The 13,303-nt window shown below is 65.2% G+C and carries 15 protein-coding genes; 13 read left to right on the forward strand and 2 right to left on the reverse strand.

Annotated features, from left to right (window positions below; translation table 11 throughout):
• The first annotated feature begins 188 nt into the window (after window positions 1–188).
• From ACFC0O_RS17180 to ACFC0O_RS17205, 6 genes are all read left to right on the forward strand, one after another.
• The gene (locus ACFC0O_RS17180; protein WP_375958803.1) at window positions 189–1,208 is read left to right on the forward strand and encodes a helix-turn-helix domain-containing protein; all 1,020 of its coding nucleotides are present in this window, start codon (window positions 189–191) and stop codon (window positions 1,206–1,208) included.
• A gap of 155 nt (window positions 1,209–1,363) precedes the next feature.
• Window positions 1,364–1,930, forward strand: a complete 567-nt coding sequence (locus tag ACFC0O_RS17185) for an NADPH-dependent FMN reductase (RefSeq protein WP_375958805.1) — start codon at window positions 1,364–1,366, stop codon at window positions 1,928–1,930.
• Between the two features lie 31 nt (window positions 1,931–1,961).
• A complete protein-coding gene (locus ACFC0O_RS17190) occupies window positions 1,962–2,405 on the forward strand; it encodes a DUF1348 family protein (protein ID WP_375958807.1) in 444 nt (147 codons plus the stop codon).
• Window positions 2,402–3,655 carry an MFS transporter gene (locus tag ACFC0O_RS17195; protein ID WP_375958809.1) on the forward strand — a complete coding sequence of 418 codons (1,254 nt, stop codon included), beginning with the start codon at window positions 2,402–2,404 and terminating at the stop codon, window positions 3,653–3,655. Before ACFC0O_RS17190 ends, ACFC0O_RS17195 begins: the two co-directional genes overlap by 4 nt.
• A complete protein-coding gene (locus tag ACFC0O_RS17200; protein ID WP_375958811.1) occupies window positions 3,588–4,454 on the forward strand; it encodes an alpha/beta fold hydrolase in 867 nt (288 codons plus the stop codon). Before ACFC0O_RS17195 ends, ACFC0O_RS17200 begins: the two co-directional genes overlap by 68 nt.
• Before the next feature lie 13 nt (window positions 4,455–4,467).
• Window positions 4,468–5,244 carry an NAD(P)H-dependent oxidoreductase gene (locus ACFC0O_RS17205; RefSeq protein WP_375958813.1) on the forward strand — a complete coding sequence of 259 codons (777 nt, stop codon included), beginning with the start codon at window positions 4,468–4,470 and terminating at the stop codon, window positions 5,242–5,244.
• Here the strand turns inward: ACFC0O_RS17205 and ACFC0O_RS17210 are convergent.
• Window positions 5,241–6,170: an SMP-30/gluconolactonase/LRE family protein gene (locus ACFC0O_RS17210; protein WP_375958815.1), complete on the reverse strand. Its 930-nt coding sequence runs from the start codon at window positions 6,168–6,170 to the stop codon at window positions 5,241–5,243. The two genes, ACFC0O_RS17205 and ACFC0O_RS17210, sit on opposite strands and share 4 nt — an antisense overlap.
• Before the next feature lie 78 nt (window positions 6,171–6,248).
• Here ACFC0O_RS17210 and ACFC0O_RS17215 point away from each other — a divergent pair, with 78 nt between their 5' ends.
• The 3 genes from ACFC0O_RS17215 (at window position 6,249) to ACFC0O_RS17225 (ending at window position 7,822) form a co-directional block, all read left to right on the forward strand.
• A complete protein-coding gene (locus ACFC0O_RS17215) occupies window positions 6,249–7,157 on the forward strand; it encodes a LysR family transcriptional regulator (protein WP_375958817.1) in 909 nt (302 codons plus the stop codon).
• Between the two features lie 74 nt (window positions 7,158–7,231).
• Window positions 7,232–7,471 (forward strand): hypothetical protein, encoded by a 240-nt coding sequence (locus tag ACFC0O_RS17220; RefSeq protein WP_375958819.1) that lies wholly within the window; start codon window positions 7,232–7,234, stop codon window positions 7,469–7,471.
• 141 nt (window positions 7,472–7,612) lie between these two features.
• Entirely contained in the window at window positions 7,613–7,822 is a 210-nt protein-coding gene (locus ACFC0O_RS17225; protein ID WP_375958821.1) for a hypothetical protein, read from the forward strand.
• A gap of 88 nt (window positions 7,823–7,910) precedes the next feature.
• On the opposite strand, the gene ACFC0O_RS17230 is transcribed toward ACFC0O_RS17225, so the two are convergent.
• Window positions 7,911–8,636 carry a GntR family transcriptional regulator gene (locus ACFC0O_RS17230; protein ID WP_375958823.1) on the reverse strand — a complete coding sequence of 242 codons (726 nt, stop codon included), beginning with the start codon at window positions 8,634–8,636 and terminating at the stop codon, window positions 7,911–7,913.
• A 183-nt stretch (window positions 8,637–8,819) separates the two neighbouring features.
• Here ACFC0O_RS17230 and ACFC0O_RS17235 point away from each other — a divergent pair, with 183 nt between their 5' ends.
• Genes ACFC0O_RS17235 through ACFC0O_RS17250 form a run of 4 tightly spaced genes read left to right on the forward strand, consistent with a single transcriptional unit; the run spans window position 8,820 to window position 13,204 of the window.
• Window positions 8,820–9,794 carry a phosphate/phosphite/phosphonate ABC transporter substrate-binding protein gene (locus ACFC0O_RS17235; protein ID WP_375958824.1) on the forward strand — a complete coding sequence of 325 codons (975 nt, stop codon included), beginning with the start codon at window positions 8,820–8,822 and terminating at the stop codon, window positions 9,792–9,794.
• A 4-nt stretch (window positions 9,795–9,798) separates the two neighbouring features.
• Complete coding sequence (gene phnC, locus ACFC0O_RS17240; protein WP_375958826.1) at window positions 9,799–10,620, forward strand: phosphonate ABC transporter ATP-binding protein; 822 nt, start codon at window positions 9,799–9,801, stop codon at window positions 10,618–10,620.
• Between the two features lie 59 nt (window positions 10,621–10,679).
• The gene (phnE, locus tag ACFC0O_RS17245) at window positions 10,680–12,215 is read left to right on the forward strand and encodes a phosphonate ABC transporter, permease protein PhnE (protein ID WP_375960752.1); all 1,536 of its coding nucleotides are present in this window, start codon (window positions 10,680–10,682) and stop codon (window positions 12,213–12,215) included.
• Window positions 12,191–13,204, forward strand: coding sequence for a zinc-binding dehydrogenase (locus ACFC0O_RS17250; protein ID WP_375958828.1), 1,014 nt, complete (start codon window positions 12,191–12,193; stop codon window positions 13,202–13,204). The genes phnE and ACFC0O_RS17250 overlap by 25 nt, the downstream gene beginning before the upstream one ends.
• Window positions 13,205–13,303: the final 99 nt, after the last annotated feature.

The following is a 13,303-nucleotide window of genomic DNA, read 5'->3' on the forward strand; positions in this document are numbered from 1 at the left end:
GGCAGAGCAGATCCTGGGGCGGAAGCTGCCCCGTCCAAGGACAATCGGCACGAACAAGTAGCGGCGCGAGGCGAGACTGACAATAGAGCTGCCGGCCCAGCTCCCCGTTAGCTGCGTTCACGTGTCGGCGCGGGTCAGACGGGATAATTCGGCGGTCTCGCGTACCGGTCGGTCGATATGCTTCGGTGGTGAACGAAGACACCATGCCGGTACGAAGCGCGGCGTTGGTTTGGGCGACCGCTGTACAGGTGGGTGTGTCGCCTGCGCAGCTTGCGGTTGCGTCGGGGCTGGATCCCGCTACCTTTGATGACTTCCTGTTGCGGGTGCCGACCGAATCGGTGTGGCGGATATGGGAATTGGTTGAAACGGTGGCGGGGGTGGGGTCTGTTCCGGGGTTGCTCGCCGCGGAGCAGGCCGATCGGGTTGGGCTACATGTGTGGGATTACCTGTTCACCAGTCGGACCTCGCTCGCCGATAGCTTGCGCACCGCGATGGAGCTGCGGGCGGTGGTGACCGATCCGGCGGTGGGCTGGGAGGTGGTCGAGGACGGGGGGCTGCTTACCATCCGCTGTACGGTCGCTGTCGAACCGGAGGCGGTGCTCGCATCGGTGGAAGTGTTTGTGCTGTCGGTCATGCTGCGGCGGGTGCGCGCGGCGTCGCGGCAACATCTGGTGCCGATTCGGGTCCGGTTCACCCAGCCACCGGGGCCGGGTCGTGCGCGACTGGTGGACGAGTTCGGGACCGGGAATATCGATTTCCGCGCTCCGCATTCGGAAATCACATTTCTCGATATCGGCGCGCTGCCCACGGGAGCCGACCCACGGTTGGCCGCGGTGCTGAGTCATTACGCCGAGCTCAATCTCGCTGCCGCGCGGCCGGCGCCGAGCTGGAATGACAAGCTGCGCGCGGCCATGCGGCAGTCGATGGTGGCGGGTGAGCTCGATCTGAACAATGTCGCGCGCCGCCTGGCCGTCAGCGCCCGGACGCTGCAGCGCCGCCTGAGCGAGGAGGGCACCACCTGGCGTGCGGAGGTTGCCGCGACCCGGCACCAGCATGCGGTGGATCTGTTGCGCGACACCGAACTTCCCGTGCAATCGGTCGCGGCCAAGGTCGGCTACCAGGATGCGCGGGCGCTGCGCCGGGCGTTTCAGCGCTGGACCGGCGATACACCGGACGCGTTCCGCCGTGGAATGGCCAGCGGTATGTGACGGTTCGTTTCCACCCGGTTGGTTTGGCACATTCGGGCCGCCATGCGGCATATCCGGACTCCCTGTCCGCACGAAATCCGGCCATAGATTGATGGACGTACACCGAAAGGTGTGCGTTCTCCATCGAATCTGTAAGCCGGACAGGAACATTCGCCATGACCAACCACAAGATCCTCGCCATTTCCGGCAGCCTGCGAGCGGACTCGCACAACACCGCGCTGCTGCGCGCGGCACAGAAGTTCTCCACCGGGCTCGAGGTGGTCATCTATGACGGACTGCGTGAGATCCCGCCCTACGACCAGGATCTCGATAACCCGGTCAACCGCCCGGCGCAGGTCAACGAGCTGCGCCGCCTCATCACCGAGGCCGACGGCCTGCTGATCGCCACCCCGGAGTTCAACTACTCCATTCCCGGTGTGCTCAAGAACGCCATCGACTGGGTGAGCACCGACTGGACCAAGACCGAGGGACTGCCGCTGCTGCACAAGCCGGTCGCCATCATGGGCGCGGCGCCGACGCAATTCGGTTCCGTGCGTGCACAACTCGCACTGCGTCAGGTGTTCGTATGGACCGAGAGCGACATCGTGGTCAAGCCCGAGGTGATCGCGTTCCGTTCGCATGAGCGTTTCGACGCCGACGGCAATCTGGTCGACGAGAACACCATCGAACTGCTGCAGGGTCTGCTCACCGCGCTCACCGCCAAGATCGACCGCGTCAAGTAGCGAACACCGCTGTCCTGGAAGGGATTCCGTCATGTCCGAAACCCGTCCCCCTGTTCCGCCGTTCACCGCCGAGACCGCCGCCGCCAAGGTACTGGCCGCCGAGAACGCGTGGAACACCCGCGATCCGCTGCGCGTGGCACAGGCGTACACCCCGGATTCGTGGTGGCGCAACCGCGATCAGTTCCTCGTGGGCCGCGAGCAGATCGTCGAGTTCCTGACCGCGAAATGGGCGAAGGAACAGCAGTATGTGCTGCGAAAGAACCTGTGGGCCTTCACCGAAGACCGAATCGCCGTGCGATTCACGTACGAATGGCACGACATTGAAGGCCAGTGGTGGCGCAGTCACGGTAACGAGCTCTGGAAGTTCGATTCCGCCGGGTTGATGAGCCGCCGCGAAGCCAGCATCAACGACCTGCGCATCACCGCCGCCGAGCGCACCATTTTCGGGCCGCGCGACGAAGAGGTGCGGGTATGAAACACCCTTCGCACATAGCCTGGGCCGGGCTCGCCGCGATGACGATCTCCTTCGGCCTGAACTTCTCCATGGGAGTGTTCTTCGCTCCGACCACCGCCTCCTACGGCGTCAGTGCGACCGCCCTGGCGGTAGCCGCGGCATTGGGCACCACGGTGACCGGGTTCGCGCAGCCGTTCGTCGGCAGGCTGCTCGACCGTGCCGGGGCGAGGGCGGTACTGATCGGCGGGCTGGCGCTGATCTCCGGCAGCTATCTCGCGCTGGCCGTGGTGCGCGAGACCTGGCAATACGTCACCGCCTACATGCTGCTCGGCGGTCTCGGGTTCGCGGCCTCGTCCACGCTCACGGTCACCACCCTGATCGGGCGGACGCTCGGCAACCAGGTCGGACCGGCGCTGACCCGGGCCGCCGTCGGCATCAATCTCGGACAGCTGATCGGACCGTGGGCCGCCACCGCACTGTTCGAACCCGTCGGGGTGCGGGCGACCTACGCGCTGCTCGGTGCCGCCGGGCTGGCTGTCGCCGGGGTGCTGTGGCTCATCCTCCCCGCCGACCGGAGTACGAATTTGTCTGCGGGACAGCCGGAATCGCTGGCCGGGCGAGGCCGGGTGCTGGTCTCCTTCGGGCTGCATTCGGCGACCTTGTACGTGGTGATTCTGATGCTGCCCAAACACGCCGTCGAGGCGGGCTGGTCCGTGGTGGCCGCCGGCCGCCTGGTCGCGTTGGCCGCGCTCGCGGCAGGACTCACCTCGATCGCCATGGTTCGGCTGCAGCGGCGATACGCGGTCGAAAACCTGTTGCGGGCACTGTATGTCGTACGGATCATCGCGCTCGCGCTGGCGGTGTCGAATACCGCGCCCGCCACTTTGATTGCCGTCGCGGTGCTGTTCGGCGCGGCATCCTTCCCGATCGTCCCGCTGACCATGGCCGTCGTATCGCGCGGCCTCGACCCCGCGCGGATGGGCCGAACCCTGTCCCCTGCCTGGGTGATTCACCAACTCGCCGCGGCGGCGGGCCTGGCGATCGCCAGCACGCTGCACGCCCTGACCGACAGCTATCGCGGCTACTTCGCGCTCGGCCTGCTGTTCAGTGCGGCCGCGGCGCTGCTCATCCGTAGGAACGAACCGGTCCACCATGCCCCTCTGCACCGCCTGCCGGAACCCCCTCTCGACAACGGAGACCACCATGACACACGTAACCCATCACACTGTGGACATTCAGGGCCTGCCGGTCTTCTACCGACAGGCCGGTGATCCGTCCAAGCCGACAATCGTTCTGCTGCACGGATTTCCGACCAGCTCGGCCATGTTCCGCAATCTGCTGCCCGAATTGGCGGCGGATTACCACCTGATCGCGCCGGACCACATCGGATTCGGGCAGTCGGCGATGCCGCGGGTCGACGAATTCGACTACACCTTCGACAAGCTCACCGAGATCACCCTGGAACTGCTCGACACCCTCGGGATCGAACGATTCGCGCTGTACATCCAGGACTACGGCGCGCCGATCGGACTGCGGATCGCCTCGCAAAATCCCGAACAGGTCAGCGCGCTGATCACACAGAGCGGCAACGCCTATATGGAGGGGTTCACCCCGTTCTGGGAAGTGCTGTTCGCGCACGCCAACGATCGCGTCGCGCACGAGCCCGCCGTGCGTAAGCTGCTCGAACTCGATGCCACGAAATGGCAGTACACCCACGGGGTTCCGGCCGATCGGCTGGACCGGGTGAGCCCTGACACCTGGATTCTGGATCAGCATTACCTGGATCGACCGGGCAACAAGGAGATTCAGCTCCAGCTGTTCGCCGACTACAAGAACAATCTCGACGGCTATCCGGCGTTTCAGAAGTACTTCGCCGTGCACCGCCCACCGGTCCTGATCACCTGGGGCGAACACGATGAGATCTTCGGGGCCGACGGCGCTCGTGCCTACCTGCGCGATCTGCCCGACGCCGAACTTCACCTGCTCGATGCAGGTCACTTCGCGCTCGAGACCCACGGGCCCGAAATCGCCGCTCTGATCCGGGATTTCCTGGGTCGCGTACTCGACTGACCGAGGAGTCCACGTGAACACGCTGATCGTCTACGCGCACCCCGAACCGGAATCACTCAACGGTTCATTGAAAGACCTGGCGGTCAAGACGCTCGAAGACGCCGGACACGAGGTACAGATCAGCGATCTGTACGCGATGCGGTGGAAGGCCGTAGTCGACGCCGCCGACTACGGTCCCGCCGCCTCGAATCCCCTTCGGATAGCCCGGGATTCGGGCCGAGCCTTCGACTCCGGCGCGCTCACCCCGGACGTGCGCGCCGAACAGGAGAAGCTGCTCTGGGCCGACACCATCATCTTCCAGTTCCCGCTGTGGTGGTACACGATGCCCGCGATCCTCAAAGGCTGGGTGGACCGGGTATTTACCTTCCACTTCGCCTACGGCGTCGGTGAACACAGCGCCACCCGATACGGCGAACGGTTCGGCGAAGGCACCCTCGCGGGCAAGCGAGCACTGCTGTCGGTCACTGCGGGCGGCCCGGAATCGCACTACTCCGCACGCGGAATCAACGGTCCCATAGCGGATTTGCTGTTCCCGATCCACCACGGCATCCTGTTCTATCCGGGCATCGAGGTACTGCCGCCGTTCGTGGTGCACAGCTCCGACCGCCTGGCCGCCGAGGACTATCCGGATCTGGCCAAAGCGTGGGAACAACGCCTGCTCACCCTGGAGTCGACCGAGCCGATCGCCTTCCGGCGACAGAACTTCGGTGACTACGAGATCCCGTCGCTGCAGTTGAAGCAAGGACTCGAACCGTTGGGGCGCACGGGATTCGGGCTACACACGCACTAATCGACCCGGACGATCGAGTACGGGGTGGTGGGCTCCGGCGCGGTGTCATAGCGGGCATTCGGCAGGTACAGGCGACCCGCGAAGGTCGCGACCGTTGTCGGTACGTCCAGGGCCGCGTCGGTGATCCGCTTCTCGACCACACCCGTTGTGCCCGTGGGATCGAGCGCGATCACGGCGATGGTATCGAGCCGGTTCTGCACGACGAACAGGGTCGTACCCTGTAGGAGCAGTCCATCGCCGTCCGGCACGGTCTCGGCGCCCAGATCGATCGCCCGGGTCAGACCTGTTTCGCAGTCGACGCGGAACAGTCGGCCCGTAACCGACTGGACGACAATCAGTCCCGTCCCATCGGGCGTTCGGGTGATTCCGTTGGCGTTGAATGTGTTTGGGACGTAGTCGATATCACCGGTCAGCGGTATCCGAACGGTATCGTCGGGCGTCGGCAGCGCACCGTCGGGAGCTATCGGCACGTGGTACAGCACGGGTGCACGCGAGTCGGTGAACCATGCTCCCGAGGGTGTGATCGTCACATCGTTCACGAAAGTGCCAGGCGCTGTGCCGAACTGATAGCGAGCAAGCACCTCACCGGTGCGGGTATCGATGACCCGGGCGTCGCCGTTGGTGCCACCGGCGACGAACAACCGGCCGCGTGCGTCGAGCCGGAGTCCGACCGCCGGTGTGCCCGGGCCGGGGCTGAGGATCGCACCTCGCCCGGTCACCAGATCGGCGCGATAGATGGAGCCGTCCGCCAGGGATCCGAGGTAGGCCACGGGCAGCGATCCGATCTCGATTCCTTCGGGCCGAAACCCGGCGGGTAGCTCGATCACACCGGGGAAGATCGGGGGTTCCGCGGTCGCCGGGTAGGCGGGAAGTAGGGCCGCGCCGAAATAGCCCAGTACGCATAGGATTCCGAATAGTTGTCGCACACTTCGATCTGACACCGACATGATCGATGAGTCCAAGACATGTTTGTCAGCCCATCAATCGTGAATCATGATTGATAGGTGGAGCTGCAGCAGATGCGTTACGTACTGGCCGTCGCCGAGACCAACAGCTTCACCCGTGCCGCTGAACGCTGCCACGTCGTCCAGTCCGCGCTCAGCCACCAAATAGCGCGACTGGAAAGGGAACTCGGCGCGAAACTATTCGAACGAACCAGCCGCCGGGTCCGGATCACGGCCGCCGGATCGGCGTTCCTGCCCGCCGCACGCGACTGCTTGGACGCGGCCGAACGCGCGGCCGCCGAAGTCGCCGCCGCTGTCGGCGAAGTGCGCGGCCGCCTCGCCGTCGGCCTGATCCCCACCGTGGCCGCGGTCGACGTCCCCACCGCGCTGGGTGAATTCCGGAACCGATTCCCGCAGGTGCGAATCAGCCTCCGCGTCGGCGCCAGTGATGAATTGACCGAGCAAATCCGCACCGGCGCACTGGATCTGGCCTTCCTCGGCCTGCCGACCACCGCCGAGCCCCGCGAGGTCACCGCGGTAGAACTCGCCCGCGATCGGCTCGTCGCGGTCGTCGCCCCAGACCACCCCCTCGCCTCCGAATCGGCGGTCCCCCTGCACCGGCTCGCCGCCGAACCCTTCGTCGACCTCCCCACCGGCACCGCCGGACGCCTGCAATCCGATCAAGCATTCGCCGCCGCCGGCCTGGATCGAGATGTCGCGTTCGAGGTGACCACCGCCGACTACATCGCCCGCCTGGTCCGCCCCGGCATAGCCATCGCCATGCTCCCCGCCACCTACGCACCCCAGCTCACCGGCATCACCACGATCGAAATCACCGACGCACCAGCCCGAGTGGAGTACGCCATCTGGAACCGCTCCGGCCGCACCCCTGCCGCGAGCGCCTTCCTCGCCATTCTCGGCATCAGAACCGAGGCCGAGCGGAACGTGCCCCACGAATTGGGGGTGTAGCGACAAGCATTGAAAGGCTAGCGTTTCAATGCGGATTCGAGCATTGGTGCCCGAAACGCGATCAGGAGATTCACATGGGAAAGCTTCACGCCGTTGTTCGCATCGGCACCGTCTCCACACTGCTGACCGCAGGGCTTGCCGCAGGATTGGGAGCCGCAGACGCGCAGAGCCCGGAGCCCTCGACGCCGAGCGGCGGACTGATCGCGCAAGGATTGTGCTTCGACACCGATCCCTCGCACCCGAACCCCATCAACCCACTTGCGTGCCTGGTGAGTCTGCTGACCTCGGGTTCAGGATCGGGGTCGACCAAGTAGGTCGCCTGGCTACCACCCAAGGGTCCACGAGGCGTCCCAGAGATGTCCTGATCGCCCTGGCCTACTGCACCTGGAATCGCTCCGCGCCTGCATGAGGGAAGTCGTCATACCTGCTGTACGACACTGGGTAGGCTTGCCGGTATGGCGAGGGTCAGCGTGCGACTTCCCGATGATGTCGAAGCGGCGATCAAGGCCCAATCCGGTGGCAACTTCTCGGCGTGGGTCACCAAGGCATGTGAAGACGCACTGACCCGAGCGGCAGTACGCGTGGAGTTGGCAGCCGAACGAAAGAACCCGGCCGCGTTCACATCACACGATGAGCGCGAGTCCGAAATGGAGCAATTCCGCTGATGACGCACGCTCACGGTGAGGGATCTTGGCGGAGGAGTTCGTACCACACCGAATCACCCATCTGATCGAGACCAGCGAAGGCCCTCTGTTAGGGCCGCTGGGTCGAGTGCATGATCGCGGTGAAGGTCATGCGGTCGCCGCGGTAGAGGGAGCGGCGTTGTTCTATCGGGATGCCGTGTTGGTCGTAGGAAATGCGGTTGAGCAGGAACATTGGGGTGCGGGCGTCGGCGGTGAGTAGGGCGGATTCGCGGGCGTCGGGGAGGGTTGTTTCGATGCTGTCGACGGTCTTTTCGAAAATGATTCCGCGGCTTTGCATTTCGGCGTAGAGCGAAGTTTCGGTGTTGAAGGTTTCGCGTAGGCCCGGATAGCGGTCGGCGGGCAATTTGGTGGTTTCGAGGCCGACGCGGATGCCGTCGGTGCTGAAGACGCGTTCGAGTTGCAGAATCGGTGCGCCGACGGCGATTTCGAGTTGGGCGGCCAGTACGTCGTCGGCGTACAGGTCGGTCCAGTCCACCAACATGCGATATGTGCTGAGCCCGTTGGCTTTCGCGGCTTCGGTGTAGGAGCCCATCGCCAGGGGCAGTGTCACCTTGGCGCGGGCGACGATGGTGGTGCGGCCGCGGCGTTCGACGCGGCCCGCCACGAGCAGCTCGCGCATGGCCTGGCGCACGGTTTCGCGTGCCACGTCGAATCTTTCGGCGATCTCGCGTTCGGCCGGGAACGGTTCGCCCGGGGTCATGCCGTCCAGGAGGCGGTCGAGTTGCCCTCGGACCACCTGATGCTTGAGGACGCGAGGTTCGTCGGTCGCGGTCATGGGGTCAACTCTAGCAGTCGCTGGTATAGACCAGTGGTATAGACCAAGTGGTTAGGCACTGTTCACCTGCCGGTCTACCGCCGCATACTTCTTGGTCTATACCAAGGATCATCGTTCCTTCCGTCCTTCTCCCTCCGCCACCACGCTCGACTTCCGGTCGGAAGAACACAAGAAAGTTCCACCATGAAGGTCTTCACCCGCCGCTCGCTCGCCGCGGCCGGATTCGCTGCCGCCCTTGCCCTCACGGTCTCGGGTTGCTCGGGTTCACACTCGGAATCCACCGCGCGCAATGCTCAGGGCTTCCCCGAAACCATCACTCTCGCAGCGGTTCCCGCCGAGAACTCCACTGATCTCAAGGCCAGTTACGGCCCGTTGATCAAACTGCTCGAACACGAGACCGGATCGAAGGTCGAATTCAAACAGGCCAGCGATTACGCGGGCGTGGTCGAAGGAATGATCGCCAAGAAGGTCGATCTGGCCTTTTTCGGCCCCTTCGCCTACGTGGTCGCCGGGACCAACGGCGCGCACCTGACCCCGCTGGGTGCGGTGATCAAGGACAAGGGGCTCCAGCCCGGCTACAAGTCCTACGGCCTGACCCGGGCCGATCAGTCGAATATCAACGGGCTCAAGGACTTCAGCGGTAAGAAGGTGTGCTTCGTCGACCCGGGTTCGACCTCGGGTTTCCTCTACCCGACCGCCGGGCTGATGGAGGCCGGGGTCATCAAATCCGGTAGCGACGGCGATATCTCGGCGGCGATGAAGCCGGTCTACGCCGGTGCGCACGACGCCTCCGCGCTGGCCATCGCCCACGGCGACTGCGATGCCGGATTCGCCTTCGACACCATGGTCGACAAGACCATGATCGACAAGGGCGACCTGAAACCCGGGCAGCTCAAGACGGTGTGGAAATCCGAGACCATCGCGGGATCGGTGTTCGCGGCCAATAACGCGCTCGGCGATGAGGTCATCGGGAAACTGAAGGACATTTTCGCGAACAAGATCGATATCGAGAAGCTCCAGGCCGCCGGACACTGCCAGGGCGATGCCTGTCGGTTCACCGATGAGCGCGCCTGGGGCGTTGTGGCCGTGGATGATTCGGCCTACAGCGGCGTGCGCCACGTCTGCGAAGTGACCGGCTCCAAGAAGTGCAAGGGCTGAGCTGATGTCCGTGCCCGGTCCCACGCCGTCGCCGATCGCGGGCGACGATGTCGTCATCGCGGTCCGCGATCTCGGCAAACGATTCGGCGATACCGTCGCCCTGCACGATGTCACCTTCGATGTGCACCGCAGTGAACTGCTGGTACTGCTCGGGCTCTCCGGATCCGGAAAGTCCACGCTGCTGCGATGTTTGAACGGCTTGCATCCGGTGTCCTCGGGCAGTGTCGAGGTCAACGGGGTGCGTGTCGACCGGGCCTCCGGACGCCAGTTGCGGGTGCTGCGCCGTGATGTCGGATTCGTTTTCCAGCAGTTCAATCTGGTCGGGCGGCTCAGCTGTCTGGAGAATGTGCTGATCGGCGCGCTGGGGCGGCTGAGTCTGCCGCGCTACGGGGTGCCGACCTACCCGAGGCGCATGCGTGCTGAGGCGCTTGCGCACTTGGATCGAGTAGGGCTGGCCGATTACGCCGAACGGCGGGCGGACACGCTCTCCGGCGGTCAGCAGCAGCGGGTCGCCATCGCGCGCAGTTTGATGCAGCGTCCCAGTGTGCTGCTCGCCGATGAACCGGTGGCCTCGCTCGATCCCGAAAATGCCAGGGCGGTCATGGAATTGCTGTTCCGGGTGTGTATCGAGGACAAGCTCACGGTGGTATGCACCCTGCATCAGGTGGATATCGCGCTGGGCTGGGCGCATCGGCTGATCGGGTTGCGCGATGGCCACAAGGTGCTCGACCATGCCGCGGCGGGAATGACCCGTGAGGACGTCATGGCCATCTATCAGCGGGGCGAGTCGCTGTCCGCCGCATCCTCGCAAGCGGAGCGATCGTGAACTCGACACTGTTCGATCGCACCGAATCCGCTTCGGTAACAGATGCTTTCGGTACCCGCGTGCGGCGATATCGGCTGCCGCTGCTCGCCGCCGGGGCGGTGGTCGCGACCGCGGCGTCGGCATGGTCGATCGACTTCGCGCCGGGCGCGCTCATCGATGGTGCGGACGCGGTGCGGGCGCTGCTCGAACGCATGTGGCCACCACGACTGGATGAACCCGAACGCATTGCGCTACTGGGATTTCAAACCCTGTTGATGGCGATCCTGGGTACGGTCCTGGCGGCCGTGGCCTCGGTTCCGCTGGCATTTCTGGCCGCACGTAACACCACCCCGCACCCGGTGGTGTACACGGCAGCGCGGGCGATCATCACCTGCTGCCGGGCCATTCCCGATCTGTTGTTCGCGGCCCTGTTCGTCCGGGCGCTCGGGATCGGGGTGCTGCCCGGAATCCTCTCTCTCGCATTGCATTCCATCGGAATGCTCGGGAAGCTCTTCGCGGACGCCATCGAGCAATCCGATCCCGGGCCGCGCGAAGCGGTGCGCAGCACCGGCGCGGGATACCTGCGCGAATTGCTCAATGCGGTCGTCCCGCAGGTGATTCCGGCGTGGATCGGCGCTTTCGTCTATCGGATCGACATCAACCTGCGTATGTCGGTGGTTCTGGGTTTCGTCGGTGCGGGTGGTATCGGCTTCGCGCTGCAGGATGTGCTGCGGGGGTTGGTGTATCGCGACGCATTGGGCATCGTGGGCGTCATCCTGGCGATCATCGCGGCAATGGAGTTGGCGGCCATCTGGATTCGCCGACTGCTGCTGCTGCCGTCGCGCTTCGGTCCCCGTGCCGACCGCGTGGTCCGCATGGGATTCGCGCTGCTGCTGGCCGCGGCGATCATCGCGGGTCCGCTGGTGCTCGACTTCGATCCGATCGCGCTGTTCACCTGGATCGGGCCCGCCCTGGACATCTTCACCCGGCTCACACCGCCCGACTTCGGTGCGCTGGGCGGTGAACTATTCACCGCCGCATTGGAAACTGTCGCCATCGCGGTGGTGGCGACAGCGATCGGGATCGTACTGTCGGTGCCCGCGGGAATCCTCGCCGCCCGCAATGTCACCCCGAATCTCTTGGTGTATTCGCTATCTCGCGCCTGGATCCTGCTGGTCCGCGCGGTTCCCGAGCTGATCCTGGCCGTGGTGTTCGTGGCCGCGGTAGGGCTCGGACCGATCGCCGGGGCGTGCGCCCTGGCCCTGGGATCGATCGGGTTCCTGGCCAAACTCGTCGCCGACGCGATCGAGGAGATCGATCCCGGTCCGCTGGAAGCGGTCCGATCGGTCGGCGGCGGCTGGTGGAAAACGCTTTTCGCGGCGGTGATTCCGCAGGCACTACCCGCGGCCGTGGGAGCGAGCCTCTATCTGCTCGACGTCAATATCCGGACCTCCACGGTCCTGGGCATGGTCGGGGCCGGAGGTATCGGATTCCTGCTGTTCGAATCGATCCGCACCCTCAATTTCCAGGTGGCCGGAGCCCTCGTGCTCGTCATCTTCGTCATCGTCTACGCCATCGAAAGGCTCTCGGGATGGATACGCTCCCAACTGGTTTGACGCGCGCCGCGGTGTGGGACGGCACCGGCGTCGATATCCGCACGATCCCGATACCCGAACTCCGCACGGGTGAATGTCTGGTCCGCGTTCGGCTGGCCACCGTCTGCGGCAGTGACCTGCACACCATCAGCGGTCGGCGACCCGGACCGTACCCGTCGATCCTCGGGCACGAAGCGGTCGGGGAAGTTATCGCGATCGGCGCGAATGCCCCTGCCGCCGTGGGTGATCGGATTGTCTGGTCGGTCACCGTGGCCTGTGGCCACTGCGCCCGGTGTCGCTCCGGACGCACCGCCAAATGCGTTGCCGTGCGCAAGATCGGCCACGAGGCGATGCATCCGGACTGGGAGCTCTCCGGCTCCTACGCCCAGCACATCGTGCTGCCCGCGGGAACCACCGTGGTCCAGGTCCCTAACGGAATGCCCGACCAGGTCGCCGCACCCGCCGCCTGCGCCACCGCCACCGTCATGGCAACGCTCGAGGCCGCGGGCGAACTAGCCGGACGCCGCGTACTCATCTGCGGGGCAGGCATGCTCGGCATCACCGCGGCCGCCGCCTGCCACGAGGCCGGAGCCACCGTCCACATCACCGATATCGACCCGGACCGCCTGCACCTGGCCGAACACTTCGGCGCGCGCCCCGACAACGGCTCGAAGGCCGATATCGCATTCGACTTCAGCGGTTCCACCGACGCCGTCCGCGAGGCATATTCGCGCCTGGACATCGGCGGCACCCTGGTGTTGGCCGGTTCGGTCAAACCCGGTCCGCCCCTGCCCCTGGACCCCGAAGCCGTTGTCCGGCAATGGCTCACCCTCACCGGCGTCCACAACTACGAACCCCGCCACCTGACCCGAGCCATAGCCCTACTGGACCGCACCCGAACCCGCTACCCCTGGCACACCCTCATCGCACCCCCGGTCCCCCTCGACAAGATCACCACCGCACTCGGTCCGACTCCCCCGGGAATCCTGCGATCCGCCATCACTCCCTGAACCCGAGAGGCGATGACACCACACGTCCGTCGGCCGGAGCGTTGACGATCTCCGACAACGCGTGCGGAGTAGTGTTCGGGAGATGACGGACGCTGTGTC

Origin of the sequence: Nocardia sp. NPDC056100 (assembly GCF_042266325.1) — a bacterium.
In the GTDB taxonomy this organism is placed as follows: Bacteria; Actinomycetota; Actinomycetes; order Mycobacteriales; family Mycobacteriaceae; genus Nocardia.

Bases quoted from the DNA above. Each gene is read 5' to 3' on its own strand.
- ACFC0O_RS17185 (WP_375958805.1), top strand. From the start codon at position 1,364: ATGACCAACCACAAGATCCTCGCCATTTCCGGCAGCCTGCGAGCGGAC.
- ACFC0O_RS17190 (WP_375958807.1), top strand. From the start codon at position 1,962: ATGTCCGAAACCCGTCCCCCTGTTCCGCCGTTCACCGCCGAGACCGCC.
- ACFC0O_RS17195 (WP_375958809.1), top strand. From the start codon at position 2,402: ATGAAACACCCTTCGCACATAGCCTGGGCCGGGCTCGCCGCGATGACG.
- ACFC0O_RS17200 (WP_375958811.1), top strand. From the start codon at position 3,588: ATGACACACGTAACCCATCACACTGTGGACATTCAGGGCCTGCCGGTC.
- ACFC0O_RS17220 (WP_375958819.1), top strand. From the start codon at position 7,232: ATGGGAAAGCTTCACGCCGTTGTTCGCATCGGCACCGTCTCCACACTG.
- ACFC0O_RS17225 (WP_375958821.1), top strand. From the start codon at position 7,613: ATGGCGAGGGTCAGCGTGCGACTTCCCGATGATGTCGAAGCGGCGATC.
- ACFC0O_RS17230 (WP_375958823.1), bottom strand. From the start codon at position 8,636: ATGACCGCGACCGACGAACCTCGCGTCCTCAAGCATCAGGTGGTCCGA.
- ACFC0O_RS17235 (WP_375958824.1), top strand. From the start codon at position 8,820: ATGAAGGTCTTCACCCGCCGCTCGCTCGCCGCGGCCGGATTCGCTGCC.
- phnC (WP_375958826.1), top strand. From the start codon at position 9,799: ATGTCCGTGCCCGGTCCCACGCCGTCGCCGATCGCGGGCGACGATGTC.
- ACFC0O_RS17250 (WP_375958828.1), top strand. From the start codon at position 12,191: ATGGATACGCTCCCAACTGGTTTGACGCGCGCCGCGGTGTGGGACGGC.